20 protein-coding genes are annotated in these 25,000 nt (G+C 69.4%); 7 read left to right on the top strand and 13 right to left on the bottom strand.

Features of this window, described 5'->3' with window-relative positions:
- Positions 1 to 55 precede the first annotated feature (55 nt).
- Complete coding sequence (locus tag RAH39_RS06130; RefSeq protein WP_306591923.1) at positions 56 to 601, top strand: 5-formyltetrahydrofolate cyclo-ligase; 546 nt, start codon at positions 56 to 58, stop codon at positions 599 to 601.
- Between the two features lie 3 nt (positions 602 to 604).
- On the opposite strand, the gene RAH39_RS06125 is transcribed toward RAH39_RS06130, so the two are convergent.
- A complete protein-coding gene (locus tag RAH39_RS06125) occupies positions 605 to 2,710 on the bottom strand; it encodes a GAF domain-containing protein (protein ID WP_306591922.1) in 2,106 nt (701 codons plus the stop codon).
- Positions 2,711 to 2,759: 49 nt separating this feature from the next.
- Complete coding sequence (locus RAH39_RS06120) at positions 2,760 to 3,059, bottom strand: YhbY family RNA-binding protein (RefSeq protein ID WP_306591921.1); 300 nt, start codon at positions 3,057 to 3,059, stop codon at positions 2,760 to 2,762.
- A gap of 43 nt (positions 3,060 to 3,102) precedes the next feature.
- On the opposite strand from RAH39_RS06120, the gene RAH39_RS06115 reads away from it, so the two are divergent.
- Entirely contained in the window at positions 3,103 to 4,497 is a 1,395-nt protein-coding gene (locus RAH39_RS06115) for an IgA Peptidase M64 (protein ID WP_306591920.1), read from the top strand.
- Positions 4,498 to 4,606: 109 nt separating this feature from the next.
- Here RAH39_RS06115 and RAH39_RS06110 read toward each other — a convergent pair whose 3' ends face one another.
- The 6 genes from RAH39_RS06110 to acpP form a co-directional block, all read right to left on the bottom strand.
- Complete coding sequence (locus tag RAH39_RS06110) at positions 4,607 to 7,792, bottom strand: sensor histidine kinase (protein ID WP_306591919.1); 3,186 nt, start codon at positions 7,790 to 7,792, stop codon at positions 4,607 to 4,609.
- A 62-nt stretch (positions 7,793 to 7,854) separates the two neighbouring features.
- Positions 7,855 to 8,838 (bottom strand): TolB family protein, encoded by a 984-nt coding sequence (locus RAH39_RS06105; RefSeq protein ID WP_306591918.1) that lies wholly within the window; start codon positions 8,836 to 8,838, stop codon positions 7,855 to 7,857.
- Positions 8,839 to 8,931: 93 nt separating this feature from the next.
- Positions 8,932 to 9,057 carry a hypothetical protein gene (locus tag RAH39_RS06100; protein ID WP_306591917.1) on the bottom strand — a complete coding sequence of 42 codons (126 nt, stop codon included), beginning with the start codon at positions 9,055 to 9,057 and terminating at the stop codon, positions 8,932 to 8,934.
- A gap of 17 nt (positions 9,058 to 9,074) precedes the next feature.
- Positions 9,075 to 11,087 (bottom strand): excinuclease ABC subunit UvrB, encoded by a 2,013-nt coding sequence (uvrB, locus tag RAH39_RS06095; RefSeq protein WP_306591916.1) that lies wholly within the window; start codon positions 11,085 to 11,087, stop codon positions 9,075 to 9,077.
- Between the two features lie 87 nt (positions 11,088 to 11,174).
- Complete coding sequence (gene fabF, locus RAH39_RS06090) at positions 11,175 to 12,431, bottom strand: beta-ketoacyl-ACP synthase II (RefSeq protein WP_306591915.1); 1,257 nt, start codon at positions 12,429 to 12,431, stop codon at positions 11,175 to 11,177.
- Positions 12,432 to 12,516: 85 nt separating this feature from the next.
- Complete coding sequence (gene acpP, locus RAH39_RS06085) at positions 12,517 to 12,756, bottom strand: acyl carrier protein (RefSeq protein ID WP_243288255.1); 240 nt, start codon at positions 12,754 to 12,756, stop codon at positions 12,517 to 12,519.
- A 98-nt stretch (positions 12,757 to 12,854) separates the two neighbouring features.
- Between acpP and RAH39_RS06080 the strand changes: the two genes are divergently transcribed.
- The gene (locus tag RAH39_RS06080; RefSeq protein WP_306591914.1) at positions 12,855 to 13,790 is read left to right on the top strand and encodes a site-specific tyrosine recombinase XerD; all 936 of its coding nucleotides are present in this window, start codon (positions 12,855 to 12,857) and stop codon (positions 13,788 to 13,790) included.
- A 65-nt stretch (positions 13,791 to 13,855) separates the two neighbouring features.
- Positions 13,856 to 14,881: a helix-turn-helix transcriptional regulator gene (locus RAH39_RS06075; protein ID WP_306591913.1), complete on the top strand. Its 1,026-nt coding sequence runs from the start codon at positions 13,856 to 13,858 to the stop codon at positions 14,879 to 14,881.
- 18 nt (positions 14,882 to 14,899) lie between these two features.
- Here the strand turns inward: RAH39_RS06075 and RAH39_RS06070 are convergent, their stop codons facing one another.
- Together RAH39_RS06070 and RAH39_RS06065 are read right to left on the bottom strand one after the other, a co-directional pair.
- Entirely contained in the window at positions 14,900 to 16,465 is a 1,566-nt protein-coding gene (locus RAH39_RS06070; RefSeq protein WP_306591912.1) for an ABC transporter substrate-binding protein, read from the bottom strand.
- 97 nt (positions 16,466 to 16,562) lie between these two features.
- On the bottom strand, positions 16,563 to 17,132 hold the full coding sequence (locus RAH39_RS06065; RefSeq protein ID WP_306591911.1) for a thioredoxin domain-containing protein: 570 nt from the start codon (positions 17,130 to 17,132) through the stop codon (positions 16,563 to 16,565).
- Positions 17,133 to 17,208: 76 nt separating this feature from the next.
- Here RAH39_RS06065 and RAH39_RS06060 point away from each other — a divergent pair, with 76 nt between their 5' ends.
- Positions 17,209 to 17,724 (top strand): RrF2 family transcriptional regulator, encoded by a 516-nt coding sequence (locus tag RAH39_RS06060; RefSeq protein WP_306591910.1) that lies wholly within the window; start codon positions 17,209 to 17,211, stop codon positions 17,722 to 17,724.
- A 19-nt stretch (positions 17,725 to 17,743) separates the two neighbouring features.
- On the opposite strand, the gene RAH39_RS06055 is transcribed toward RAH39_RS06060, so the two are convergent.
- Complete coding sequence (locus tag RAH39_RS06055) at positions 17,744 to 19,393, bottom strand: tetratricopeptide repeat protein (RefSeq protein WP_306591909.1); 1,650 nt, start codon at positions 19,391 to 19,393, stop codon at positions 17,744 to 17,746.
- A 128-nt stretch (positions 19,394 to 19,521) separates the two neighbouring features.
- Here RAH39_RS06055 and ttcA point away from each other — a divergent pair, with 128 nt between their 5' ends.
- Positions 19,522 to 20,373 carry a tRNA 2-thiocytidine(32) synthetase TtcA gene (gene ttcA / locus RAH39_RS06050; protein ID WP_306591908.1) on the top strand — a complete coding sequence of 284 codons (852 nt, stop codon included), beginning with the start codon at positions 19,522 to 19,524 and terminating at the stop codon, positions 20,371 to 20,373.
- Between the two features lie 277 nt (positions 20,374 to 20,650).
- On the opposite strand, the gene RAH39_RS06045 is transcribed toward ttcA, so the two are convergent.
- The gene (locus RAH39_RS06045; protein WP_306591907.1) at positions 20,651 to 21,853 is read right to left on the bottom strand and encodes a class I SAM-dependent rRNA methyltransferase; all 1,203 of its coding nucleotides are present in this window, start codon (positions 21,851 to 21,853) and stop codon (positions 20,651 to 20,653) included.
- A gap of 30 nt (positions 21,854 to 21,883) precedes the next feature.
- Between RAH39_RS06045 and RAH39_RS06040 the strand changes: the two genes are divergently transcribed.
- The gene (locus RAH39_RS06040) at positions 21,884 to 23,059 is read left to right on the top strand and encodes an alkaline phosphatase family protein (protein ID WP_306591906.1); all 1,176 of its coding nucleotides are present in this window, start codon (positions 21,884 to 21,886) and stop codon (positions 23,057 to 23,059) included.
- A 242-nt stretch (positions 23,060 to 23,301) separates the two neighbouring features.
- On the opposite strand, the gene RAH39_RS06035 is transcribed toward RAH39_RS06040, so the two are convergent.
- The gene (locus RAH39_RS06035) at positions 23,302 to 24,987 is read right to left on the bottom strand and encodes an aspartate:alanine exchanger family transporter (RefSeq protein ID WP_306591905.1); all 1,686 of its coding nucleotides are present in this window, start codon (positions 24,985 to 24,987) and stop codon (positions 23,302 to 23,304) included.
- Positions 24,988 to 25,000: the final 13 nt, after the last annotated feature.

Here is a 25,000-nt window from a genome sequence, read left to right as displayed (position 1 = left end):
GGATAGTCCGACGCCCGCCATTGACGGCGGCTTCGGCCCCTGGTTCCGTGGGGGGATGGACACCAAGGCCGAGCTTCGCGCCCACCTCAAGGCCCGCCGGGATGCCCTGCCCGGGGACGCCCGAGAGGCGTGGTCCAAAGCCATCGCCCTTCGCGTGGCGGAACTCTGCCGCCAGCGCGGGATCCTGCGGATCGGCGCCTTCCGAACCTTCGGTTCCGAACTCGACTTGGGGCCCGCCCGGACCGCCCATCCCGAAGGCCTGTGGTTCTTCCCCAAGGTGGCCTCCACGCGGCCCCCGCGCCTGGCCTGGGGCATGGAGCCCCTGGAGAAGGGCCACTGGGGCCTGTGGGAGCCCATCCTCGCGCCCCACGCGCTGCCGCCCGTGCAGCTCCTGCTGGTGCCGGGCCTGGGCTTCAGCGACAGCGGCCACCGCCTGGGCTACGGGCGGGGCTTCTACGACGCGCTGCTGGCGGAGCTCCCCGAGGACGTGCTCACCGTGGGGGTGGGCTTCGACGCGCAGATGGGACAGGCCGTCCCCGTGGAGCCCCACGATCGGCCGGTGAAGGCGCTGCTGAGCGAGCGGGGCTGGCGGGAGATCTAAGAGCTATCCCAGCTTCAGGATGCTCGATCCGTCCGCGTAGTCCTCGGTGGGCGTCTCACGCATCTTCTGGAGCACCTGCACGAGGGCCCGGATGCGGTCCACCATGTCCCCGATCTTGGCCAGCTTGACCTCCTCGGGGTACTTCCGCTGGAGCATCTCCACCTGCATGGAGATGATCGCCAGCGGGTTGTTGATCTCGTGCTTGAGGGTCCCCGCCATCTGGCGGAAGGACTCCAGGCGCTCCGCGGCCAGGGCCCGCTGCTGCAACTCGGTGTGGCCGCGCAGCACCTGGAGGCGGTGATGAAGGGCCTCCCATCGGAAGCCCTCGGCCAGCCAGTCCGTGGCTCCCGCTTCGATGAGGCGGGGCGTCTCCTCCTCGTTGGACCGCACCACCAGGAAGGGCGTGGTGGCGAAGGAGGGATGCTGGCGGTAGGCGCGGATGGTCCGCTCCAGGTCCGCGGTGCCCTTGGCGTCGACCACCAGGAACCGGAACTTGGGCAGGGGCGGCGGCGGAGGCTGGACTTCCAGGGGATGCAGCAGGAGATCGCCCGCTTCGGCCACGGTCTGGAACAGGCCCAGAAGGCTGAGATCCTCGCTGATGAGGCCCAGGAGCGGTCGGACCGGCTCCTCGGGCATGGCGTCGGGCCCCTCGGGCATGAACAGGTCCAGGGCCTGGTCCGCCCAGTGCCAGCGCACGCCCGCATCCTGGAGGACCCGCTGGGTCCAGGGGTCGGGAACGGGGCCGTGGAGCCCCTGGGGCAGGCTGAGGCGCAGGACGTGGAAGCCCCGCTCCTGGTCCCAGCGGGTGAAGATCTCCATCCCGACGGACATCTGCATCAGCATCAGCTCGACCAGCCCGGCGAGGGCGGACACCAGCGGACCGCTCGGCACCCACACGAAGCCCTGGGGCGGATCGGTCCACCGCAGCCGGGTCCGGCGCAGGGCGACCAGGGGCTCCCACCGCCGGGCCAGCTCCTCCTGGAGGGTCCCCAACGGGAGGGGATGGCCCGCCAGGTTCATCCCGTCGGAGGCGCCTTCGCGATGCCCGTCCTCCAGGAGGGTGTGGAGATGGTCCAGCTGCGAGCGGATGGCCTCGCCGGCGACGGCAGGCAGTTCATCGGCCCAGCCCTGGATGCGCCGCAGGGGCACCGCCAGGGCCGCGAGCAGCTCTCCGTGGCGGTCCAGCTCGCGCTGCCGCTCGGTCCGCAAACGCAGCAGCTCGCCCTGCTGTTCCGCCTGGCCCATGGCGCGGCGGTGGAGCATGGCCTGGCGAAGGGCCAGGGAGCCCTGCCGGACGAAGGCCTGGAAGATGGCGAGGTCGAAGCGGCTGAAGGGCCGCCCCGCGGATTCTCGGTCCAGGTAGAGGGCGCCGAGGATCTCGCCCTCGTCCAGCATCGGGGCGCACAGGAGCGAGCCCCGGTGCAGCTCCACGAGGCTCAGCCCGCCGAACCGGGGGTCCGCCAGGGGCTGGTTGGACAGCACGGCGGTGCGCTCCTGGGCTACATAGTCCAGCACCGACCGCGACAGCCCGATGCCCTCCTGGACGTCGCCCACGCGGTGGGCCGTGCGCCAGCCCCCTTCGCGGGTCCGCATCACGAGGAAGCCGCGGTCCCCGCCCAGCAGGCGCAGGGATTCCTCCAGCAGCCCGCGCACCTGGGCGTCCGAATCCACTTCGCGCATCAGCTTTTCCGTGGAGCGGTACAGCATCTCCACGCCGCGGATCAGCACCATGGCCTGAGCCGGCTCGGGGCGCACCTCTTCGAACAGATCGCCCACCCGCTCGGCGAAGACGACGCCGTCCAGGCTGGGAAAGCCTTCGGTGAACGTCATCCGCCAGCCGCCGAGGGACAGCTCGTCGCCGTCGCGCAGCGTGTTGCCCTGAGGGTGATTCAGGGGCAGGCCGTTGAGGGTCGTGCCGTTGGCGGAGTCCAGGTCCTTCACCCACCAGATCCCGCCGACGCGGGCGATCTGGGCGTGGGTCCGCGAGACTGCCCCCGACGTGGGCTGGGCGACGGCGCAGGCCAGGGGATCGCGGCCCAGCACGCACGGGTCCTCCGTGATCGCATGCCGGAAGCGCTGGCTTCCCTCCATCCACGACAAGTACGGCATTCGCGTGTCTCCCTCCGCACTATTTCGGCGACGGCCGGAGGGACCTGAATCAGGAAGGCAAAGAATACCGCGTGTCGCGGGTGCGGCTGGGGCGGAAGAACAGCAGGGTGTGACCGATGGTCCAGACGTGCTCCAGGCCCGGCACGGCGGCGCACAGGGCCTTCACGGCGGAGGCCTCGTCCTCGAAGCTGTTCTGGTTCACCTTGATCTTCACCAGCTCGAGGCTGTCCATCATCAGGTCCAGCTCCGCGGCCTGGCCGGGGGTGACGCCCCCCTTCCCCACGTGCATGGCGGGCTTGAGATGGTGGGCCTGGGCCTTGAGGAACTGGCGCTGTTTGGGGGTGAGCATCGTATCTCCGGCCTCCCAGTCTATCCTCGATGCGAGGTGTCCCATGCCGCATCCAGCGCTCCGCCCCCTCCTGCTCGCCTGTACGGCCCTGGCCTGCCTGGCCGCGCCGCCCCGCACCCTGCGCGTGGACTATGGGCACACGGGGGACGCCGCCTCCGAGCGCTTCGGCGTGGATCGCGTGGTGCTGGAGCCCCTGCCCTGGCCCGGCGATCCCGCCAAGGCCGTGGACGCCAGCAACCTCGGAAAGTACTGCTTCGAGGTGACGGACAAGGCCACCGGCAAGCTCCTCTATTCCCGGGGCTTCGCCAGCATCTACGGCGAGTGGGAGACCACCGACGAGGCCAAAGCCGCCAGCCGCAGCTTCGGCGAATCGCTGCGCTTCCCCCGGCCCGACGCGCCCGTCCGCATCACCGTGAAGAAGCGGGACGAGCGCAACGCCTTCAAGGCGGTCTGGGCCTTCGACCTGGATCCCGCGGATCCCCTCATCGAGCAGGCTCCGGCCCCAGAGGCCGGCGCCCTCATCGCCCTCCAGAAGGCGGGCGAGCCGGCGGAGAAGGTGGACCTCCTGATCCTGGGAGACGGCTACACCGCGGCCGAGCGTGGGAAGTTCGAGGCCCAGGCCCGCAAGGTCATGGAGTTCCTGTTCGCCCAGCCCCCCTTCAAGGAGCACCGCAAGGACTTCAACGTGTGGGCGATCTGCCCCGCCTCGAAGGAGAGCGGCATCTCGCGCCCCTCCACCGGCGTCCACCGGCGCACGCCCCTGGGCACCACCTACGACGCCTTCGGGAGCGAGCGCTACGTCCTCACCTTCGACAACCGCGCCTGGCGCGACATCGCCGCCCAGGCGCCCTACGAGTTCGTGGAGATCCTCACCAATTCGGAGACCTACGGCGGCGGCGGGATCCACAACCTCTACAGCACGGCCTCCGCGGGAAACAGCACCATCGGCTACCTGTTCGTCCACGAGTTCGGCCACCACTTCGCGGGGCTGGCCGACGAGTACTACACCTCCGACGTGGCCATCACCAACAGCCCCTCGCGGCCCGAGCCCTGGGAACCCAACGCCACCGCCGATCCGAAGAACCCCAAGTGGAAGGCCCTGCTCACGCCCGGCGTCCCCCTGCCCACGCCCTGGAAGAAGGACGCCTTCGAGGCCCACAGCCACGACTACCAGAAGGAGCGCCGCGCCATCCGCGCCGCCAACAAGCCGGAATCGGACATGGACGCCCTCTTCGCCAGGGAGAAGGTCTTCGAGACGGACCTCCTGGGCACCGACGCCCACAGCGGAAAGGTGGGCGCCTTCGAGGGGGCGAACTACGAGGCGAAGGGCTACTTCCGCAGCCAGGAGGACTGCCTGATGTTCACCCGCAACGACGCCGGCTTCTGCGCCGCCTGCCGCGCCGCCATCGAGAAGGTGATCCGCCAGTACGCGAAGTAGAGCCGCTCGAAGAACTTAAAAGATCACCGCCAAGACGCCAAGGGCACCAAGAAAAGCATCCTCTTTTGAGTTCCTTCTTGGCGTCTTGGCGGTGAGTCTTTCCAGGGAATCATTCCTTCGCCCGGGGCAGCTCCACAAGGAAGGTGGCGCCCTTCCCCGGCTCGCTCTCCACGCGGATGCTCCCTTTGCACAGCTCCGCCATCTGCTTGGCGATGGACAGCCCCAGACCCACGGATTTCTCGCCGCCGGTGGGTCGGGCGCTGAGGCGGACGAACCGGCCGAAGGCGCGCTTCTGGTCGGCCTCCGTCAGTCCCGGACCCTGATCCTGGACGGCGATGCGAACCGTCTCCTCCCCGTCCTCCACGCAGATGTCCACGGCGGTCCGCAGGGGGGAGAACTTGATGGCGTTGGACAGCAGGTTGTCCAGGATGGCGGTGACGAACTTCGCGTCCGCGAAGACGCGCCCTCCCTGCGGGTCGGCGGTAACGCGAAGGGCGATGCTCTTGGCTTCGGCGGCGGGCCCGTGCCGCTGGAGCAGCCCTTCCAGCAGCGCCGGTATGGAGAGGTGCCCGGGCTCGTTGCGGATGCGGCCGGAATCGAGCGCGGAGATGTCCAGAAAGCGTCCGATGAGGAGGTTCATATTCGCGCCTTCCTGGGCGATCATGCCGGCCCGGCGGCGGACGTCGGGCCCTCCCTCCTCCGCGAGGAATTCCGAATTGACGAGGATGCTGTGGAGCGGGTTCCGCAGGTCGTGGGCCACCATGGCCAGGAAGTGGTTCTTCTGCTCGTTGATCTCCACCAGCTGCGCGTTCGCCCGCTCCAGGGCGCCGGCCTGGTCCGCCAGCATCCGCTCGCGGTCGCGCAGGTCCTCGACGGCGAGCGCGATCCACCGCTGGAGCGTCCGGTTCCGCCGCCGCAGCAGGGCCGTCCACACCCGCACGGCCAGCCCCGCCGCGAGAAGCGCCAGGCCCGCGAAGAGCGCCCTCGCCCAGGCGGTGCGGTACCAGGGCGGAAGGGCGCGGAAGCCGAAGGACTGCTCCGGACTCACCTGCCCGTAGACGTTCCGCGCCCGCACCTGGAAGCGGTAGCGCCCTTCCGGAAGGTTGGTGTATTCCTTCTGGGCCTCGAACGTCCAGGGGGACCAGTCCGGATCGTAGCCGTCCAGCCGCACCTGGTACTGGTTGGCGCTTTCGGCGTCGAAGCTGGGCGAGGCGAATTCGAACCGCAGGGCTCCCGTTCGGTGCGGGAGGGCGGGCCCCTCCTCCGGCGTCGCGGAAAGGGGTCCGTCCCCGCCGTAGATTTCGCCGTCCGCCCGAGAGACGCGCCGGATCAGGACCTGCCCCGCGCGGCCGTGCCGGTCCGCCCGGGCCGGATCGAAGCGCAGGGCCCCCTCGGACCCGCCGAACCAGACCACGCCGCGGGGATCCACATGGATGGATTCCACCGACGTGTCCCCCAGCCTCCGGTAGGGCGCGGCCTCCCAGGCGAGCGTTCCCTCCGCCCCCGCCACGGCGACGCCGGCTTCGTGCAGGCCCCGGGCTTCGTCCCGGGTGTCCATCCACAGCCGATCCAAGGCATCCACCCGCGCCGCCTTCACCGCCCGCGGACCGTCGGGAAACAAGCGGGCGAACCAGGGGGCGGGCCGGAACCGGCCTCCCGCCTCATCGAAGGCCAGGATGCCCGCCGCGGTGGCCGCGAGGATCTCGCCCCGCCACCTGAACACGAACGGCTGGAGAAGGTTCGGCAGGCCCTCCGCCGTCCCGAAGCGCTCGACCCGGACCGGCGCCGTGCTCCCGCCGCGCCACCCCTCTCCGAAGGTCAGGCGGAGCAGCCCCTGCGAGCCCGTCCCCAGCCACAGCCGCCCCCGCTCGTCCTCCACCAGGGAATAGACGTCGTCCTCCACCCCGGCGATGCGCCCCTCCTCCTGCCACCCGTCCCCGCTTTCCCGGAGCGAGGCCAGTTCCCCCTGGAGGCCGAGGAAAACGCGGGAAGGGTCGAGGCGCGATCGCAGGAAGGAAATGGCCACGTTGCTGGAGCGCCGGATCAGCCGCGCCTGGGAGCCCCGGACCTCGAACACGCCCTGGGCCGTGCCCAGGAGCAGGCTCCGCTTTCCCGGAAGAAACGCCAGGCTCTGCGTGGTGACGCCCGGAAGGGGCGCGAAGCGCGGGCGGGGATGGAACCCCTCCGCGGCAGGTTCCTCCAGAACGAAGGCGCCCTGGCCCGTGGCCACGTAGAGCCGGCCGCCGAAATCCTGCACCGCCCAGACGGTTCCCTTCAGCCCGGAGCGGTGATCGAAGACCGTCAGCGGCGAGGGCCACTCCACCCGGGAGAGACCGTTGTCCAGGGCCAGCCACAGCGCCGCATCGCGGCCCGCGCAGATGGCCTTGACGTTGTCGCTGTCCAGCCCCGCCTGCCGGTCCAGAAGACCGTGCACGCGCCCGCGGCCATCCAGGAGGACGACCCCGCCTTTGATGGTCGCCAGCGCCAGCGTCCCCTCCCGGAGCCGGACGCCGTGGTAGACCGCGTGGGCGTTGAGATAGGCCTCCGCGGGCGTGGGAAACCGCGAGATCCCGCTGGAAGTCAGCTTCCACAGGCCCGCCGACCGGCTCGCCAGAAGGATGCCCGCCCCGTCGCCCGGCGCTCCCAGCGGCAGCATCGCGAACAGGCTCTCCCGCGCGAACCGCTCGCCGCCGGGAACGGAGGACAACCGCCCGTCGCGCAACTCCTGGAGGCCAACTTCCCGCTGGCGGACGAAGATCCGCCCCTGGACCGCGAAGGCCACGTGGAAGGTGGTGGAGGCCTTCACCACCTGGACTTCCTCGCCTCGCAGCAGGAACAGGGCCTCGCGCGTCTGGAACAGCACCCCCTGGGGCGTCACCGCCGTCACCCACACGTCCGAGAAGGCGCGCGCGGCCTCGGGCAGCCGATCGTTCAGGGAGACGAAGCGGGCCGCGCCGCGCTCGTCCGGCGCCAGGTAGCCGATCTCTCCCACCCCTCCGACGTAGACCCGGCCCGTCGAATCCATTCCCAGGGAGCGGACGACAGTCTTGCGGAGGGTGGGGATCAGCCGCCAGCGCGCCCCGTCGTATTCCAGCACGCCGCGGTTGTTCCCGGCGTAGACGACGCCCCGCGGATCCTGGAGGATGGCCCAGTTCTGGGCGTCCGCGCCGTAGAGCTTGGGGGAGTAGTTCCGGATGATCGGATCGCCCGCTTCCGCCGGACCGGGAAGCTCGGCGCCCATTCCCATTCCCCCCACGAGGAGGAAGCCCAGGAGGAAGGAGCGCAGAGGCTGCATAGGCGGCTGGAGATGCCCCCTTTTATTCGGCAGCGCCGCGGGGATCCTGAAATGGGCGGAGATCAGTTTCGGGGCGCCGCCAGGGCCTTCGCCCGCGCCTCCTCCAGGAAGCCCGCGTCGACCCACCACAAAGTCGTGTGCCCGTTGCCGGGAAGCGTCCGCTCCGCCAAGAGATCCGCGAACCGGAGCGGCTTCCCCTCCAGGCGGGGCAGCGCCCGGTTGCTGCCGAAGAACACCACCCGGCCGTCGGGGCTGGGCGTGATGGAGTATTCGTCCGCCGCGGCACTGTTCACCGCGGGACCCAAATGGACGGGACCGGTCCAGGTGCCGTCATCCCGCCGGAAATAGCCGTAGTAGTCGGCTCCGCCCAGGGAATCGGGACGGCCCGCGATGGGAAGCAGCAGGAACCGCCCGTCGGGATCGATCCGCGGATTGGCCTGGCGGGCCTCCGTGTTGAAAGGCGCGGGCAGCCGCTCCGCGGGTGTCCAGGCGCCGTCCTTCCAGGCGGACCGCATCACCCACGCCTCGCGGCCCGCCTCCCGCAGGAAATAGAGAACACCGTCCCGGGTGATCGAGGGATAGAAGGCATCCGCTGTTCCGTTGACGGCCTCCGGAAGGCGCCGCGGGACGGACCAGCCGGCGGCCTCCCGGTCCATGGCCCAGATCCCGAAAGGACCAGGTTTATCGCCCGCGGGATCCGCCGGCCGGTCCGAGACGAAGAAGAAGCGTCGCCCATCGGGACTGATGCAGGGTTCGAGGCATCTCCACCGCGGATCCCGCGAAAAAGCCGCCACCTCGGGAGAGGTCCAGCGGCCTCCCTCCAGATGCGTCTCCACGATCGCGGCCTTCCGGAAACCTGGAAGGGACATGCCGACATAGATCGCCGTGCCGTCCGGCGCCAGGGCGATGTCGCGGATGGGCAACCCGCAGTTCAGGAAGCCGGGCGCGAAGGGCACCGCTTCCCGTCCAGGAAGGGGCTGGCCCGCGTAGGGAAGCGGCGCCTGGGGCAGGAGCGGGGAAACGCAGAGCGCTGCGAGCGCGAACATCGCCGTCCGTGGATGCACAGGACCTCCCGGGAAGGAGCTTCAGGGTGCCATTCCCGCTCCGCCAAGGCCCGCCCTTGGGGCGAGCCGTGCGGATCAGGGGGCGGGCGGCCCGGCCGGTCCCGCCGCCAGCGGTCCGCGGGCCTCCAGGATCCGCTCCCGGCGGGCATGGAGGATGCGGTCGCGGAGTTCCGCCGCCTCCTCTCGGTATGCCTGCGGCATACACGAGACCTCACGCATCAAGGGGCCAAAATCAATCGTTCGCGCCGGGCACGGAGGATCCTGTCGCGTAATTCCGCCGCATCTTCGAACTTCATCTGGGAGGCCAGTTCCTTCATGCGCTTCTCCAGCTTGGCCACTTCGCGTTCGAAGGCCTTGTCCTCCAGGTAGAGCAGCGGCTCCTCGGCGGCGCGTTCCTCCTTGGGCACGTTGATGAATTCGCGCGCCAGGGCCTCGCCCATGACGTCGTCCAGGTTGCGCTTCACCGTCTCCGGCGTGATCCCATGCTCCGCGTTGTGGGCCAGCTGCTTCTGGCGCCGACGCTCGGTTTCGCCGATGGCCTGCTCCATGGAGCCGGTCATCACGTCGGCGTACAGGATGGCCTTGCCCTGGACGTTGCGGGCGGCGCGGCCGATGGTCTGGATGAGGCTGCGGGTGTTGCGGAGGAAGCCCTCCTTGTCCGCGTCCAGGATCGCCACCAGGCTCACCTCCGGCAGGTCCAGCCCCTCCCGCAGGAGGTTGATCCCGACGAGGACGTCGAACACGCCGCGCCGCAGGTTCTTGAGCAGTTCCACCCGCTCCAGGGTGTCGATCTCGCTGTGGAGGTACTCGGCCTTGATGCCCAGCTCCTGGTAGTAGGCGGTGAGCTGCTCCGCCAGCCGCTTGGTGAGCACGGTCACCAGGACGCGCTCGTCCCGGGCCACCACCTTACGGATCTCCTCGAGCAGATCATCCACCTGGGTGCCCACGGGCCGCACCTCCACGATGGGATCCACCAGCCCCGTGGGCCGCACCACCTGCTCCACGAAGGCCCCGCCGCTCTGCTGCAGCTCGTAGGCGCCGGGCGTAGCCGACACGTAGACCACCTGCTTGACGCGGCTCTCGAATTCCTCGAACTGGAGGGGCCGGTTGTCCAGGGCGGAGGGAAGCCGGAACCCGTACTCCACCAGGGTGCTCTTGCGGGAGCGGTCGCCGTTGTACATCCCGTGGAGCTGGCCCGTGGCCACGTGGCTCTCATCCATGAAGACGACGAAATCCTCGGGGAAGTAGTCGAGGAGCGTGTGGGGCGGCTGGCCGGGCTGGCGACCGTCCAGGAAGCGGCTGTAGTTCTCGATGCCGCTGCAGTGCCCCATCTCCTTCATCATTTCCACGTCGTAGATGATGCGCTGGTGGAGCCGCTGGAGCTCGACGATCTTCCCCGCGGCGCGAAGCTCGTTCTCCCGGACCTCCAGCTCGGCCTTGATGTCGCGGATGGCGGCCTTGAGCTTGTCCTCCGGCGTCACGTAGTGGGTCTTGGGCCAGATCATCAGTTCGTCCAGCTTCTCAAGGACTGTCCCGCGCAGAGGATCGATCTTCGACAGCCGCTCCACCTCGTCGCCCCACAGCTCGATCCGGTAGGCCACGTCCTCGTAGGCCGGATAGACCTCCACCACATCGCCCCGCACGCGGAAGATTCCCGGCTCGAAGCTGAGGTGGTTGCGCTGGTACTGGATCGCCACCAGGTCGCGCAGCAGCATGGCCCGGTCGATGGTCTGGCCCGCCTTCAGGTGGACGGACAGGTTGAGGTACGAGGTGGGATCGCCCAGGCCGTAGATGCAGCTCACGGAGGCCACCACGATGGTGTCCCGCCGCTCCAGCAGGCAGCGGGTGGCGCTGAGGCGGAGCTTCTCCAGCTCCTCGTTGATCTTGGCGTCCTTGTCGATGAACAGGTCCCGCTCGGGCACGTAGGCCTCGGGCTGGTAGTAGTCGTAGTAGCTGACGAAGTACTCGACGGCGTTCTCGGGGAAGAACTGCTTGAACTCGCTGAACAGCTGCGCCGCCAGCGTCTTGTTGGGCGCGAAGATCAGCGCCGGACGGCCCGCCCGCGCGATGGTGGAGGCCATCGTGTAGGTCTTGCCCGACCCGGTGACGCCCAGCAGCGTCTGGGCCCGATCCCCCCGCTTCAGCCCCTCCACAAGCTGGGCGATGGCCTCCGGCTGGTCGCCGGCGGGCTGGTAGGGCGCGTGGAGCTTGAAGGGGATCGCCTTGGCCATAGATCCAAAAGCAAACCACCAAGACACGAAGGCACCAAGAAAAGAAACAGCCTTTCTTGGTGCCTTCGTGTCTTGGTGGCGAATCTTCTACTGAGCCTTGCGCAACACCAGGCAGGCGTTCGTGCCGCCGAAGCCGAAGCCGTTGTTCATGACATATTCGGCGTCCAGCGTGCCGGCGACGTTCGCGGTGACGTCCAGGTCGCATTCCGGATCCTGGTGATCCACGTTGATGGTGGGAGGGATCTTCCCGGTCTTCACGGCCATGACGGCCACGATGGTCTCCAGCCCGCCCGCGGCGCCCAGGAGGTGGCCGTGCATGGACTTGGTGCTGCTCACCTTGAGCGTCTTGGTGTGCTCCCCGAAGACCTTGTGGATGGCCATGCACTCCAGCTTGTCGCCCACGGGGGTGCTGGTGCCGTGCATGTTGATGTAGCCCACCTGCTCGGGGGCGATCTCCGCGTCCTTCATGGCCGCGCGCATCACCCGCTGGCCGCCTTCGCCCTCCGGCGCGGGGCTGGTGATGTGGTTGGCGTCGCCGCTCATGCCGTATCCGACCACTTCGGCGTAGATCTTGGCGCCGCGGGCCTTCGCGAGGTCGTATTCCTCCAGGATGACGACGCCGGCGCCTTCGCCCATCACGAACCCGTCGCGATCCACGTCGAAGGGCCGCGAGGCGCGCTCGGGCTCGTCGTTGCGGGTGCTGAGGGCGCGCATGGCGGCGAATCCGCCCACGCCGAGCTGGTTCACCACGGAATCGCTGCCGCCGGCCATCATGCGGTCCGCGTAGCCGAAGGCGATGAGGCGGGCCGCGTCCCCGATGGCGTGGGCGCCCGTGGCGCAGGCCGTGGCGACGGCGCTGTTGGGCCCCTGGAGGCCGTACTTGATGCTGGCCTGGCCGCTGGCCAGGTTCACGATGAGGCTGGGGATGAAGAAGGGGCTGGTGCGGCGGGGTCCGCGGTAGCCGTTGGCCTCCTCCCAGATGGTGCTGAGGCCGCCGATTCCGCTGCCGATGTAGGCCCCGAACAACTCGCGCTCGGCCTTGGTCAGCTCGATCTGGTCGTAGCCCGCGTCCACCCACGCTTCGTGGGCCGCGCCCAGGGCGTAGTGGATGAAGATGTCCATCTTCTTCTGTTCCTTCTTGTCGATGAACAGATCGGGATTGAAACCCTTCACCTGGCCCGCGATCTTGCAGGCGAAATCGGACACATCGAAGCGGTCGATCTGCCCGATCCCGCTCTTTCCGGCGAGAAGGTTGTCCCAGGTCTCGGGCACGGTGAGACCGCAGGGATTGACGGTTCCCATGCCGGTGATGACGACGCGGCGGCGCTGGACGGTCCTGGTCATGGCTTCACCTCAAGGTCGATGGAAGTCTGAAAACGAACGTGCCGCAGGGCCGGGGGGCGCTGCGGCACGACGGGATCGCGTAGGATCAGGCCTTCGCGTGCTTCTCGATGTAGGCGATCGCATCGCCCACCGTGCGGATCTTCTCCTGCTCGCTCTCGGGGATCTCGAGGCTGAACGCCTCTTCGATGGCCATGATGATCTCGACGGTGTCGAGGCTGTCGGCGCCGAGGTCGTCCACGAAGTGGCTGGATTCGGAAATGGAATCCTCGGGCTTGGCCAGCTGCTCGGCAATGATCGCAATGACCTTCTTACGTACATCAGCCATCGTGGGCTCCTCCAAACGAACCCGGAAACCGTAACACACTCTCCGCGGGATTGCCAAACTCCGGGTAGGTTGGCTGGAACGGCCTCCAGGAAATGTCCATGCCCCGTCCCCGAACCCATCAAGAACCCGATGAAGGCTGGCCCCTGGGCTGGGCGGCCAGCCTGCGCGAATTCCGCACCTTCTTGTCCGTGGAGCGGGGATTGTCGGCGAACACCGCCGCCGGCTACCTCGCGGACCTCAGCCATCTCGCCATCTGGGCCTGCGGCCGCGAGCTGTCCCCCACGGATCTGGACCGCGACCAGCTCACCGCGTTCCTCGTGACCCAACAGGCCGAAGGCAAGGCCCCGCGCAGCCTTGCGCGGATGAGTTCCAGCCTCCGCGCCTTCCTCGCCTTCCTGCGCATGGAGGGCGGCGAAGGCGCCGGTCCCGAAGCGGTGGTCAAGCCGCCGCGCCCTCCCCGCATCCTGCCGCGCACCCTCGGCGAAACGCAGGTGGACGCCCTCCTCGCCGCGCCGGACACGGCCACGCCCCTAGGCGTGCGCGACCGCGCCTGGCTGGAACTCCTCTACGCCTCCGGACTGCGCGTGTCCGAACTGGCGGAACTCCCCGCCCTGGCGGTCTTCCTCGACGAAGGCTTCCTCAAGGTGATGGGCAAGGGCCGCAAGGAGCGGCTCGTCCCCTTCGGCTCCGGCGCCGAGCGGTGGATCCGCGCCTGGCTGGCCCTGCGGCCCGGCTTCCGGCCCCGCGGCGGCGAACTGTTCGTGGGCCAGCGCGGCGAGGGCCTCAGCCGCCAGCACCTGTGGCGGCTGCTGAAGGGCTACGCGCGCACCGCGGGCCTCCGCGCGGAAGCCGTGAGTCCCCACGTCCTCCGCCACGCGTTCGCCACCCACCTCCTCGACCACGGCGCCGACCTCCGCGCCGTCCAGGCCATGCTCGGCCACGCCGACATCAGCACGACGCAGATCTACACGCACGTCCACCAGGCCCGGCTCCGCGCCCTCTACGACCGGATGCATCCCCGCTCCGCGCCCTGAGGGGAAGACGCGACAGCTGACAGCCACCCCGCCTTCAGCGATGATGGCCCAGGAGCCTCGACACCATGGCCGTGACCAAGACCCCCCGCAAGAAGCCCGTGACCGCCGCCGTGGAGGAAGAGCAGCCCGCGCCGAAGGCCAAGGCTGCGCCCGCGAAGAAGGCCGCTTCCAAGAAGGCCGGTGCCTCCGAACCCGCCCCGAAGACCCGCGCCGCGAAGGGCAAGGCGAAGCCCGAAGAGCCGGTCGTCGAGCCCGTTTCCGCCCCGTCCGAATCCGCCGCCCCCCTGCCGGTGCCCGCTCCCGTGCCGGAAGCGGTGGCCGCTCCCAAGCCCGTCGCCGCGACGGCCCCGTCCGCCCTGGTGGAGGCTCTTCTGGCGGCGATCCGCGAGGGCCGAGCCGTGGAGTTCATCTTCGCGGACGGCGACGCCAACGCGCCCCGCACCTTCGAGCCGCGCCAGCTCACCTTCGACGCGCTCAGCCAGGCGTGGTTCGTGTGGGGCTGGGACCGCCGCTACAACGCCGAGCGCCACCACCGGGTGGATCTGCTCGCCGAGGTGAACGCGGTGGAGGGCGTCGGCCGCGCGGCCCAGGGGCCCTACCCCGAGGGAACGCCCGCCAATCAGATCGGCGGCTGGCTGGGCGGCGAGCCCATCGCCGTGAAGGCCACGCTGCTGAAGCAGTGGGTCTTCGCCATCAAGCAGGCGCCCCCCGCCTTCCCCCACTTCAAGATCGAGGAGCAGGGCGACGGCCAGGCGCTGGTCTCCTTCACCGCCACGGACCTCCGCGCCATCGCCCGCTGGGCCATGCAGTTCGGCGACGGGATCCAGGTGCTGGAACCCACGCGCCTCGTGGACCGCGTCAAGCAGGTGGGCGCCGTGTGGGCGGGCCGCGAGCGCCAGCCCGCCGCCCTTCCCCCCAAGCCCGCGCCGCGGCCCGAACCCGCCCCCGAGCCCCGGCGGAGCGAGTCCCGCCCCTCGCACGAATCGCGGTCGGAATCCCGCCCCGAGCGCGCCCCGCGGGAACGCGACCGCGAGGAAGCCCCCAAGGGCAAGGCCGGAAAAGTGGAGATCATCCGCTTCGACCGGCTCTGATCCGTCTGATCCGACGGCCTATTCCGTCAGGGTCCAGCCGCGCTTCCCGGGCCAGAACCCGTAGCTCTGGCCCAGGACGTTGAAGCCCACACCCTTCAGCTGCCGCGTGGCGAGGATCCGCGCCAGGTTGTAGTTGAGGGGGATCACGGGCTTGTCGCGCCAGATGATCTCGGACAGCTTGAGGTAGATCTTCTTCCGGACCTCCGGATCCAGGGTGTGGCGGCCCTCGTCGAACAGGCGGTCCACTTCCGCGTTCAGGTAGCTGCTGACGTTCGCCTTGGTGCGGTAGCCCTCCCGGGTGAACAGGGGGCTGTCCACGTCGGGGTCGAGGGAGGTCGTCCATCCGTAGGACCAGAGGTCGCCCTCGTGGGCGGCCGACGCCTCCGTGAGCGCCTGGAACGACAGCTTCCGCACCTCGATCCGGATGCCCGCCTTCGCGGCGCGCTCGGCGAGGAGCCGGGCGGTGCTTCGCCGCGTAGAGGAGTTCTGCTCGTAGGCCACCAGGGTCAGAGGCCGCCCCTGCGCGTCGCGGCGGATCCCATTGGGTCCCATCCGCCAACCCGCAGCTTCCAGGATGGCCTCCGCCCGCCCGATCTGGGGCAGCGGCCGGGGCGTGGCGTCATGGGCCCAGCTCTCCGGCGGCCAGAAAGAAGACGCCAGCCGCGTGGGGAAGAACTGGCGCGCGCGGGCGAACTCCTCCCACGGGACCAGTTCCGCCAATGCCTGCCGGACCGCCAGTTCGCCCAGGAGGCTGCGGCGCGGATCGCAGTTCAGAAAGAAGGCCCCGAACGCGGCCTGGGGCACGGAAAAGACCTGGAGACGGTCGCTGCCCAGCGCGCCCTTCCGCACCAGGTAGTGGGGCAGCGCCGCCGTCGCGGCGAAGTGGTACCGGCCCGCCAGGATGGCTTCCGCCGTGGATCGCTCGCCGGCGGGATCCCGGAATTCGAACGCGGGCCAGGCGCCCGGATGGGGCCCCTTGTAGCCATCCCACCGCTCCAGCCGGAGAAGCTTCGTGGTGGCGCGCTCCACGACGCGATACGGACCCGAGCCCACGGGCAGGAAGTTCACCGGCTCGGCCATGGGCCGGGCGCCCACGCGGTAGTGGCGGCGGGGAACGGGGATGAAGTTGTAGAGGTCGGAAAGCAGCGTCCCCCGCGGACGGGAGAGGCGGATGCGGACGCGCAGCGGACCTTCGGCCACGACGCTGTCGAGGCTCGTCACGCCTCCCACCGTGTCCGCCAGCGCCCGCACCTGCGGCAGGCGCAGACTCTGCCACGTGAAGACCACGTCCTCGGCTTCGATCGGAGACCCGTCGTGCCAGGTCATCCCCGGCCGCAGGTCCAGGACGACCTCCCGGCCGCCCTTGAGCACCGTCCACTTCTCCAGCAGTTCCGGAATGAAGTTCCCGCCGGCGTCCAGCGTGACGAGCCGGTCGAAGACCAGGTCCACGGCTTCCCCGTCCACGTCCCTCGACAGGAGCAGGGGATTCACGGTGGTCCACTCGTCCACGGCCACCCGAATGGGTTCCGCCGCGCTCAGGCCGCAGAAAAGTGCAGTGGACAGGAAGAGGGCGCGCCAGAGCATGGTGTCGTCTCATCGGCGGAAAGAAGGTCCCAGCTTGAGGCCCAATCCCCTTCGAAAAGCCCTTCCCGCGGGCTCTGCCGGCTTTTGCCCGCCGCCGCTAGGACCGGCTTGCCCTCTCCGTCAGCTCGACCAGGGCTTCCGCCATGGACTGCCCCTCCTTCGGCGGATGCTCCACCACCGTGCCCACCAGCTTCTGCACCCCGCCGGGCTGGAGGGCGAACAGGTAGAAGGTGGGAACCCGCGTCACCGGCTGCGGCGGGCAGCCCTGCGGCCACGCGGCGGGATTCAGGGCCTTGTCGCGGTAGACGCCCAGGTACTGCACGTCGATGAACGGATTCGGATCCGCTTCCAGGGCCAGAAGCTGCGGCAGGTGCTCGTGGCTGTCGCCGCACCAGGAACCGAACACCGCGACGAGGGTGAACGGCCGCCGGATCGCCGCCCACCGGGCTTTCAGATCGGGCGCCAGCTTGAGCGCCACCGTCCGCTCGCGAAACACCGCCCGGTGGGACAGCACCGCTTCCCGGGTGGCGCGGCCGAGGAGCAGCGGCTGCTTGTCCTTCGCGTCGCAGGGGAGCTCGCCCGGCGCCGCGGGAGGAATGGGAGGGGATACAGGCGCCTTCTGGGCCGCCGCGCCCAGCGTGGCGAGGGCCAAAAGGGCAGCCGTCATGGGGCTCTTCCCGGTCAATGTGGCCTCCCCTTAAACTTGACTCATTCGCTCAAGAATACTAGCCTGGACCCGGAGAATGTCGTTCGTGAAGATCTCGGCCCGAGGCAGGTACAGCATGCAGGCCCTGTTCGACCTGGCCCACCACAGCCACGGCCAGCCGGTGCCCCTGCACGTGATCGCCGAGCGCCAGAAGCTCTCCCTGCCCTTCCTCGAACAGATCTTCAACAAGCTGAAGAAGGCCGGAATCGTCGCCAGCGTCCGCGGGCCCAAGGGCGGCTACATCCTGACCCGGCCCTGCAATCAGGTGAGCGTGGGCGAGATCCTCCGCCTCACCGACAGCGGGTTCTACGCCGTGGCGAAGGAGGATCCCATCGCCGCCGACCGCCTGCTGATGGCCGACGAGCGGATGAGCCGCGTCCTGTGGAGTCGCCTGTCCGACCACATCTCTGCCTTCATGGAGAAGGTGACCTTCGCCGACCTGTGTTCCGAGACCGCCAGCAACACCTGTCCGGACTGCACCTGTCCCGACTACGTGCGGGACGTTCAGGGGCAGATCGTGCGCGGGGAGCGCCGGGCCTGCGGCGTGATGTAGGCCCTCCTCCGGAGCGGTCTCAGCCCTTCTCCTTCACGCACAAACAGGAGGTCTCGGCCCTCACCTGCGCCCGGGCCTGGGCGCGCCGCAGGTTTTCCTCCGCGGCCGCGGCCTCGGTGGTCCGCCCCTGGGCCGTCAGCGCTTTCCGCAGGCCCAGCAGGGACCAGTAGTTGGCGGGATAGGCCCGGAGGTCCATGCGGTAGACGGCTTCGGCTTCTTTGGCCCGACCGGCGGACAGGAGCACGGCTCCCAGGGCGTGGCGGGCGGGGACGACGCAGGCGGGCGGTTCGTCGTATTTGAGGCCGTCTTCCAGGCGCACGGCTTCCTGGAGGCGCTCGACGGCCTCGTCCGTCCGGCTCTGCCCGAAGGCGATTTCGCCGGCCAGGAAGGCGCGGGATACCTGCATCACCTGGCGGGCGTTGTTGGAGCCCCAGACGTGGGTCTCCGGAATCCCGGGCAGCGCCGCCTCGAAGGCCGCCTGCTCTTTCAGGGCTTCCGCGCCGCGGCCCGTGGCGGCGAAAGCCGTGCCCCGCAGGGCGTGCCAATAGGCCGTGGCCAGAGGCAACCGGGCGTCCGGCGCGGGTTCCGCCAGCAATTCCTCCCAGAGGCCGAACCGCTTCAGCGTCTCCCAGTGCCGGGTGGCGAAGGCCTCGGCGAAGGTGGCGTTGGCCACCACCCAATCCAGGGGGAAGGCCGCCACCACCGCCCTACCCTGGGCCAGAGCCACCTCCTTGCGGCCTTCCATGAGGGCTGTGTAGGCCAGGAAGTCCGCGTTGTGGACCATGTAGAGCCCGTAGAAGCCGATCTGCGGTTGGCGCGTTCGGTAGCGGCCGTCGGCCTCCATGGCCCGCTCGTTCGCCTCGGCGGCTCCGCCCCAATCGCCGATCCACGCGTAGATGTGGCCGGGCATGTGGAGCAGGTGCCCCGCGTCCGGCACCAGGCGGCGCAGGCGGTCCGCGGCGACCCTGGCCCGCTCGGGATGGGGCGAGCCTTCGTAGGCATGGATGGCGAGGTGGAGCGCCAGGGGATGGTCCGGAGCCAACGCCTGGGCCCGGCGAAGGGCGGCCAGGATCTCCTTCGTGCCGGGCTGGGGCTCGCCGGCCCGCGTCCACTGGTCCCAGGGCCGCACGTCCATGAGCGCTTCGGCGTACAGGGCCGCCACGTCCGCATCCTTGGGGAAGCGGGCGGCCACCCGCGCCATGGCCCGGGCGTAGGCCGCATCCAGGGCGCTGCGATCCGCGGGATTGGGCATGGCGTAGCGGGTTCCGAGGGCTTCGATGAGCGCCCGCTCCACCGGCGGCGCCTGGGCGGCGCGCTTCCGGGCCTCGCCCAGAGCCTCCCACGCCGCCTTGGCCTGGGCCTCGTCCATGGCGGGATTGTTGATGTGGGGACCGTTCACCAGGGCCAGCCCCCACCAGGCCATGGCACAGCCGGGATCCAGGCGCAGCGCCTCCTGGAAGGCCCGGACGGCGGCCTCGTGGTTGAACGCGTAGGCCCAGACCAACCCCTGGTCGAAGGCCGCCTGGGCCGCCGGGACCTGCGTGGCGACGCGCCGGTGGTGCCGCCCCAGGTCGTAGGCCCGCCACGGCGCCGGCGCGCTCCCGGATTCGGAAGGCGCGGCGGCCGCCACGGTGCAGACGAGAAGAAGCGAGGAGAGGAGGAAGCCCATCGTTCACCTCTCAGATACGTGTGGTGACGAATATATTCAAATGGCACGAAAAAGCCAATTTCCCTTCATGCAGCATCCATGAGCGGCGCCAGAGGAATGCTATCGTTCCTTTTTGTGACGTGCCCTCCATGAGCAATCCCTGCGCCCTTCCCAGCCTCGCCCTGCCTCCGACCGAGGCCGACCTCAAGGGCCTTCCCGCCCTTGAGCGGAAGCTCGCGCGCCGCCTGGGCGAGGCCAATGCCGCCCACCGGCTGATCGAGGCGGGCGACCGCATCCTCGTCGCCGTCAGCGGGGGGAAGGATTCCTGGGCCCTGCTGGACATCCTGGAGCGCCTTCGGAAGCGGGCGCCGGTGACCTTCCAGGTCGAGGCCGCCACGGTGGATCCCGGCTTTCCCCAGTTCAACCCCGATCCCATCGCCGAAACCTGCGAGCGGATCGGCGTTCCCCATCACGTCATCTCCGCCCCCATCGACAGGATGGTGCGGAGCAAGCCCGACGAGCTGCCCTGCATCATCTGCTCGCGGCTGCGGCGGGGCGTGCTGTATTCCTTCGCCAAGCAGCAGGGCTTCTCCAAGATCGCCCTGGGCCACCACCTGGACGACCTGGTCGAGACCCTGCTGATCAACCTGTTCTTCGAGGGCCGCCTGAGCACCATGCCCCTGCGCCTGGTCAGCGACGACGGCGCCAACACCGTCATCCGCCCCCTGGGCACCTGCGAGGAGAAGGACCTCCAGCGCTACGCGTGGTTGCGGGGCTTCCCCATCGTCCCCTGCGGCTGCCCCCTGTGCGGCTGCTCCAGCCTGGAGAGCCGGCGCAAGCAGGTGAAGGAACTCGTCGCCTCCCTGGAGACCACCATCCCCCGGCTCAAGGCGTCCATGCTGGGCGCCATGGGCAACGTCAAGCCCTCGCATCTGCTGGACCTGAGCCTCGGGGCCTCGATCGCAAAGGGCGGGGACGAGGCCGTGGCGGGGCTGGGGTAGGTCCCGCTTTTCGGAAAAGCATTTTGAAAGCGGAGAGAGCAGAGGCACGGAGGAAAGCGGAGAAAAGAAAGCCGGTCTTCCTCCGCTTTCCTCTGCCTTTCCACTCTCCTCCGCTTTCTAAATTCCTTTTCTCATAATCAATAGGCGATCAAGATCAAGGTTTTCTTTCACCACCAAGGCACCAAGGCACCAAGAAAAGCTCTATCCACTGGAGATGCCTTCTTGGTGTCCTTCGAGTCTTGGTGGTGATCCTTATTTTTTTGAATGCAAAGTGGTATCAATCCACGCTCAACCACAGTCCCTTGAGGTAGAAGCCCTCGGGGTGGTTCAGGGCGTAGGGGTGGTCGGCGGGCTGGCCGAGGTGGGCGAGGACGCGGGCTTCGCGGCCGGCTTCGAGGAGGGCGGTCCACACGGCTTCCTGGAAGCGCGTCCGGTCGAGGTGCTGGCTGCAGGAGAAGCACCACAGCATCCCACCCGGCGCCGTGGCGCGGGCGCCGAGGCGGAAGACATCCTTGTAGGCCTTGAAGGCCTTGTCCACGTCCTTCCGCTGCTTGGCGAAGGCGGGAGGATCGACGATCACGCGATCCCATGCGGCCGGCTCCAGCTGGCGCATCAGGTCGAAGGCGTCCCCTTCCATTCGCACGTGGGCGGCGGGATCCAGCCCGTTGGCGGCCCAGTCGCGGTCCGCCTGGTCAAGGGCGGGGATGCTGATGTCCAGGGTCGCCACCTGGGCGGCACCGCCGAGACCGGCGTGGATGCTGAATCCGCCGGTGTAGCCGAAGGCGTTCAGCACCCGCTTCCCCTCCGATACCCGGCCAAGCTGCAGGCGGTGGTCGCGCTGGTCCAGGAAGAACCCGGTCTTCTGGCCGCGCAGCAGGTCCACGCTCAGCCTCGCGGCGCCTTCGCGCACCGTGACCGGGCCGCTCAGGCTGCCCTTCAGCAGGCGGTTCACGGGATCCAGCCCCTCCTCTCGGCGGCCCGATTGGCTGCGCTCCACGAACGCGGCGATGCCCTCCCGCTTGCCCAACTCGAACAGGACGGGCCACCACACCTCGCGAAGGGCCTCCAGGCCCGCGGTCCCGACCTGGATCACCAGCGCCTGGGCGTAACGGTCCACGACGAGGCCGGGGAGGCCGTCGCCCTCGCCGAACACCCACCGGCAGCCGCCCTCCGGCTCCCACAGGCCCAGTTCCTTGCGGAGGGCCAGCGCGGATTCGAACCGCCCCCGGAAAAAGGCTTCGTCCAGAGGCGCATCCTCGAAGCGGAACACCCGCGCCGCGAGCGCGCTTCCGGCGCTGGCCGTGCCGACGCCGATCACGCAACCCGAATCGTCCGCCAGGCGCACCAGCGGCGATTCCGACGGCCGCGCCAGCGCGCCGGAAAAGACCCAGGGATGGCGCTTGGAGACCAGGCCCTCCTTCCCGGGTTTGAGGCGGAGCAGCGGATAGGGCCAGCGGGGAGCGTTCGGGAGTCCAGACATGGCTTCAGGGTAGCTTGATAGGCTGGAGGGATGCGCCGTTCCGCCGTTCTCGCCCTCCTGCTCCTCTTCCTCCCGGCGCGGGCCGGCGCGGCTCCCGAAGTCGCGGAAGGACCGGTGCTGATCCTCAGCGAGGACGGCCTGGGCGCCGACCAGTTCCGCCCCGACACCATGCCCCAGCTGTGGGCGCTGGCCCAAAAGGGCCTCCGCGGCGCCGTCCGCCCGCCCTTCCCCGCCACCACCTTCAACGGCCACATCACCCTGGCCACGGGCTGCTGGCCCGAGCACCACGGCGTGGTCGCCAACGCCTACTACCGGCCGGAGGACCACGGCTTCGTTCCCGCCGCGCACCGGGTGGAGGACATCCAGCGCGAGCCGCTGTGGGTGGCCGCCACCCGGAGCGGCGTCCGCACCGCCGTCTTCCACTGGGTGGGCGCCACGGGCCCCTGGGAAGGCGTGACGCCCTGGCGGATGCAGTCGTTCCAGGCGGGCCGGACCGACGCCGAGGGCCTGGCCTTCTGCGAAGCCGCCCTGGCGGAAGGCGCCCGGCTGGTCATGGGCTACTTCTCCGGCACCGACGAGGAGGGCCATCACCACGGCCCCCGCAGTCCGGAGACCCTTGCCAAACTGCGAACCCTCGACGCGGAATTGGCCCCCTGGCTGGAGCGGATGCGGGCGGCCCACCCGGGCCTGCGCGTCATCCTCACCGCCGATCACGGCATGGCTTCCATGAAGCGCCGCGTCCACCTCCCCAGCGTCCTGGACGGCCTTCCCGCCGATCTCGTCGCCCACGGCGGGAGCGCCTACGTCTACCTGAAGCGCCCCGCGGACGCCCCCGCCGCTCTGGCGCGGCTCCGGAAGGCGGGGCTCCGCGCCTGGCCGCGCGCCCAGGTGCCCGCCCGCTACCACCTCGCGGGCAACCCCCGAGTGGGCGACATCGTCGTCCTGGCGCCGCTGGGCACGTGGCTGTCCCAGGCCCGGAACAGCCGGGAGGAAGCCACCGAGCGCCGCGGTCGCGCGGGCGCCCATGCCTACGCCTCCGAGGCCGCACTCATGCGGGCGTGGCTGGTGGTCCTCGGCGCGGGCGAAGGCACTCTGCCGGACCTGCCCGCCTGGGACATCGCCCCCACCGCGGCGGCGTGGCTGGGCATCCGCTGGGCCCAAGCACCCGACGGAAAGCCCGTGGCCGCGCTGCTTCGGGGCCGATGAGGCAGCTTTGCATTCAAAAGATTAAAGGATCACCACCAAGACACCAAGAAAAGCCCCTGGCGAGGGTTGCCAGCCTTTCTTGACGCCCTTGGCGGTGTTCCTTTTCTTCCTCCCGCCTCAGCGAGGAGCGAGCGTCCGCAGATCCGTCGGGAAAGAAGAAAACTGATTCACCACCAAGACGCCAAGGGCGCCAAGAAAAAACCTGTCCACCGTTGACGCGGTTTCTGGTGGGATGAGGCTGGCTACGGGATCAGCGCCAGCAGCACCTGCGCCAGGACGATCTTGAGGATGGTCGCGAGCGGATACACGGTGGCGAAGCCCACGTTGGGCAGTTCGTTGCCCGTGTGGTGGCTGGCGTAGCCCAGCACCACGGGCTGGGTGTGGGTCCCGGCCAGGATCCCGAACATCACGTTGAGGGGGATGCCGAACAGCTTGTGGCCCAGGACCATCGTCAGCGAATCCGCCAGGAAGCAGACCAGGAATGCGGCGCCGAGGAACAGGGGGAGGACCGACGCGTCGTGCGACAGGATGGCGCGGAAGCCCTCGCCGGAGATCACGCCGATACCCGCCGCGAACAGCACCAGCCCGAACTGGCGGACGGTGTGGTTGGCGCTGTACGGAAAGTTCCAGACCAGGGGTCCGATGCGGTGGAACCGCCCCAGCACCAGCGCCGCCGCCAGAGGCCCGCCCGCGAAGCCCAGCTTGAACACGATCCCATGGCCCAGGGGAATGGGCACCTGCCCCAGCGCCAGGCCCGCCGCCAGCCCCATGGCGAAGGTCAGGAAGCTCACCTCGCTCAGGTCGCGGTAGCTGTCTCCGAAGAATTCCTCGATGGCTTCGATGTTGTCGCGGCGGGTGGTCACGCGGACGCGGTCGCCCAATTCCAGGACCGTGTCGCCGTCGGGCACGAACCAGAGATCCCCGCGGCGGACGCGGGTGACGATGGCCTGGTGCCGGTTGACGAGGTCCAGCTTGCCGAGGGGCACGCCCACCACGTCCCAGCGCGACACGAAAACCCGCGTGGCGTCCAAGGCGCTCTGGTCCCGGTCCAGCTCCACGTGGCTGCGCTCGCCGATGAGCGCCTCCACCTGGGCCAGGTCGTCGGGCGCGCCCACCACGGTCACGAGGTCGTCCAGCTTCAGCCGGAAGTCGGCCCCGGGAAGCAGCAGCTCCGCCTTGCGCAGCACGCGGCCGAACACCACGTGGAGCCGCCCCGCCCGGCAGAGGTCCCGCTTGCTGAGGGATTCCGCCTCGGGTTTCGTCACGCGGAGGGTCCAGGCCTCCAGCTTCTGGTGACCCGCCTGGTAGTCCTTCAGCCCGTCGGCCTCCTCCCGCAGGTTCACGCCGAACACCTTGGCGCTGACGAGGATCACCAGCATGGGGACCAGCACGCCCACCGGATAGGCGATGGCGGACGCCACCGTGGGCTGCGCCAGCTCCACGGGGCCGACGCCCGCCATGCCCTTCACCCGCTCGATGACGCCCGCCAGGGCCGGCATGTTCGTGAAGCTGCCCGTGAGCAGGCCCGCGGCATAGCGGGCGTTGAACCCCAGGGCCTTGGCCAGCGCCACCACGAAGGCGGTGGACGCCAGCATCACCAGGAACACCACGGCGTTCTTCTTGATGCCCTCCCGGCTGAAGGCGGCCCAGAAGCTGTGCGAGATCGACAGACCCATGGCGTAGACGAACACCGCCAGGCCCAGTTCGTAGACCAGCTTCATCTCCTTCGAGATGTCCTTCTTGAGGGCGGGATCCAGCCCCGGCGCCATCACCAGCGCGCCCAGGGCGATCCCCGCGAACAGGATGCTGGCGATCCCGAAGGAGGCTCCGGCGATGCGGATCTTACTGATGGGATAGCCCAGGGCCACTACGGCGAACAGCATCAGCAGCGGGTTGTGCGCGAAGAAGAAGAGGATGTGCTCGATCATGTGCGCTCCGCCC

This window comes from Geothrix sp. 21YS21S-4, from assembly GCF_030845995.1.
Lineage (GTDB): Bacteria > Acidobacteriota > Holophagae > Holophagales > Holophagaceae > Geothrix.
This window is presented reverse-complemented; position numbering and strand designations above follow the sequence as displayed.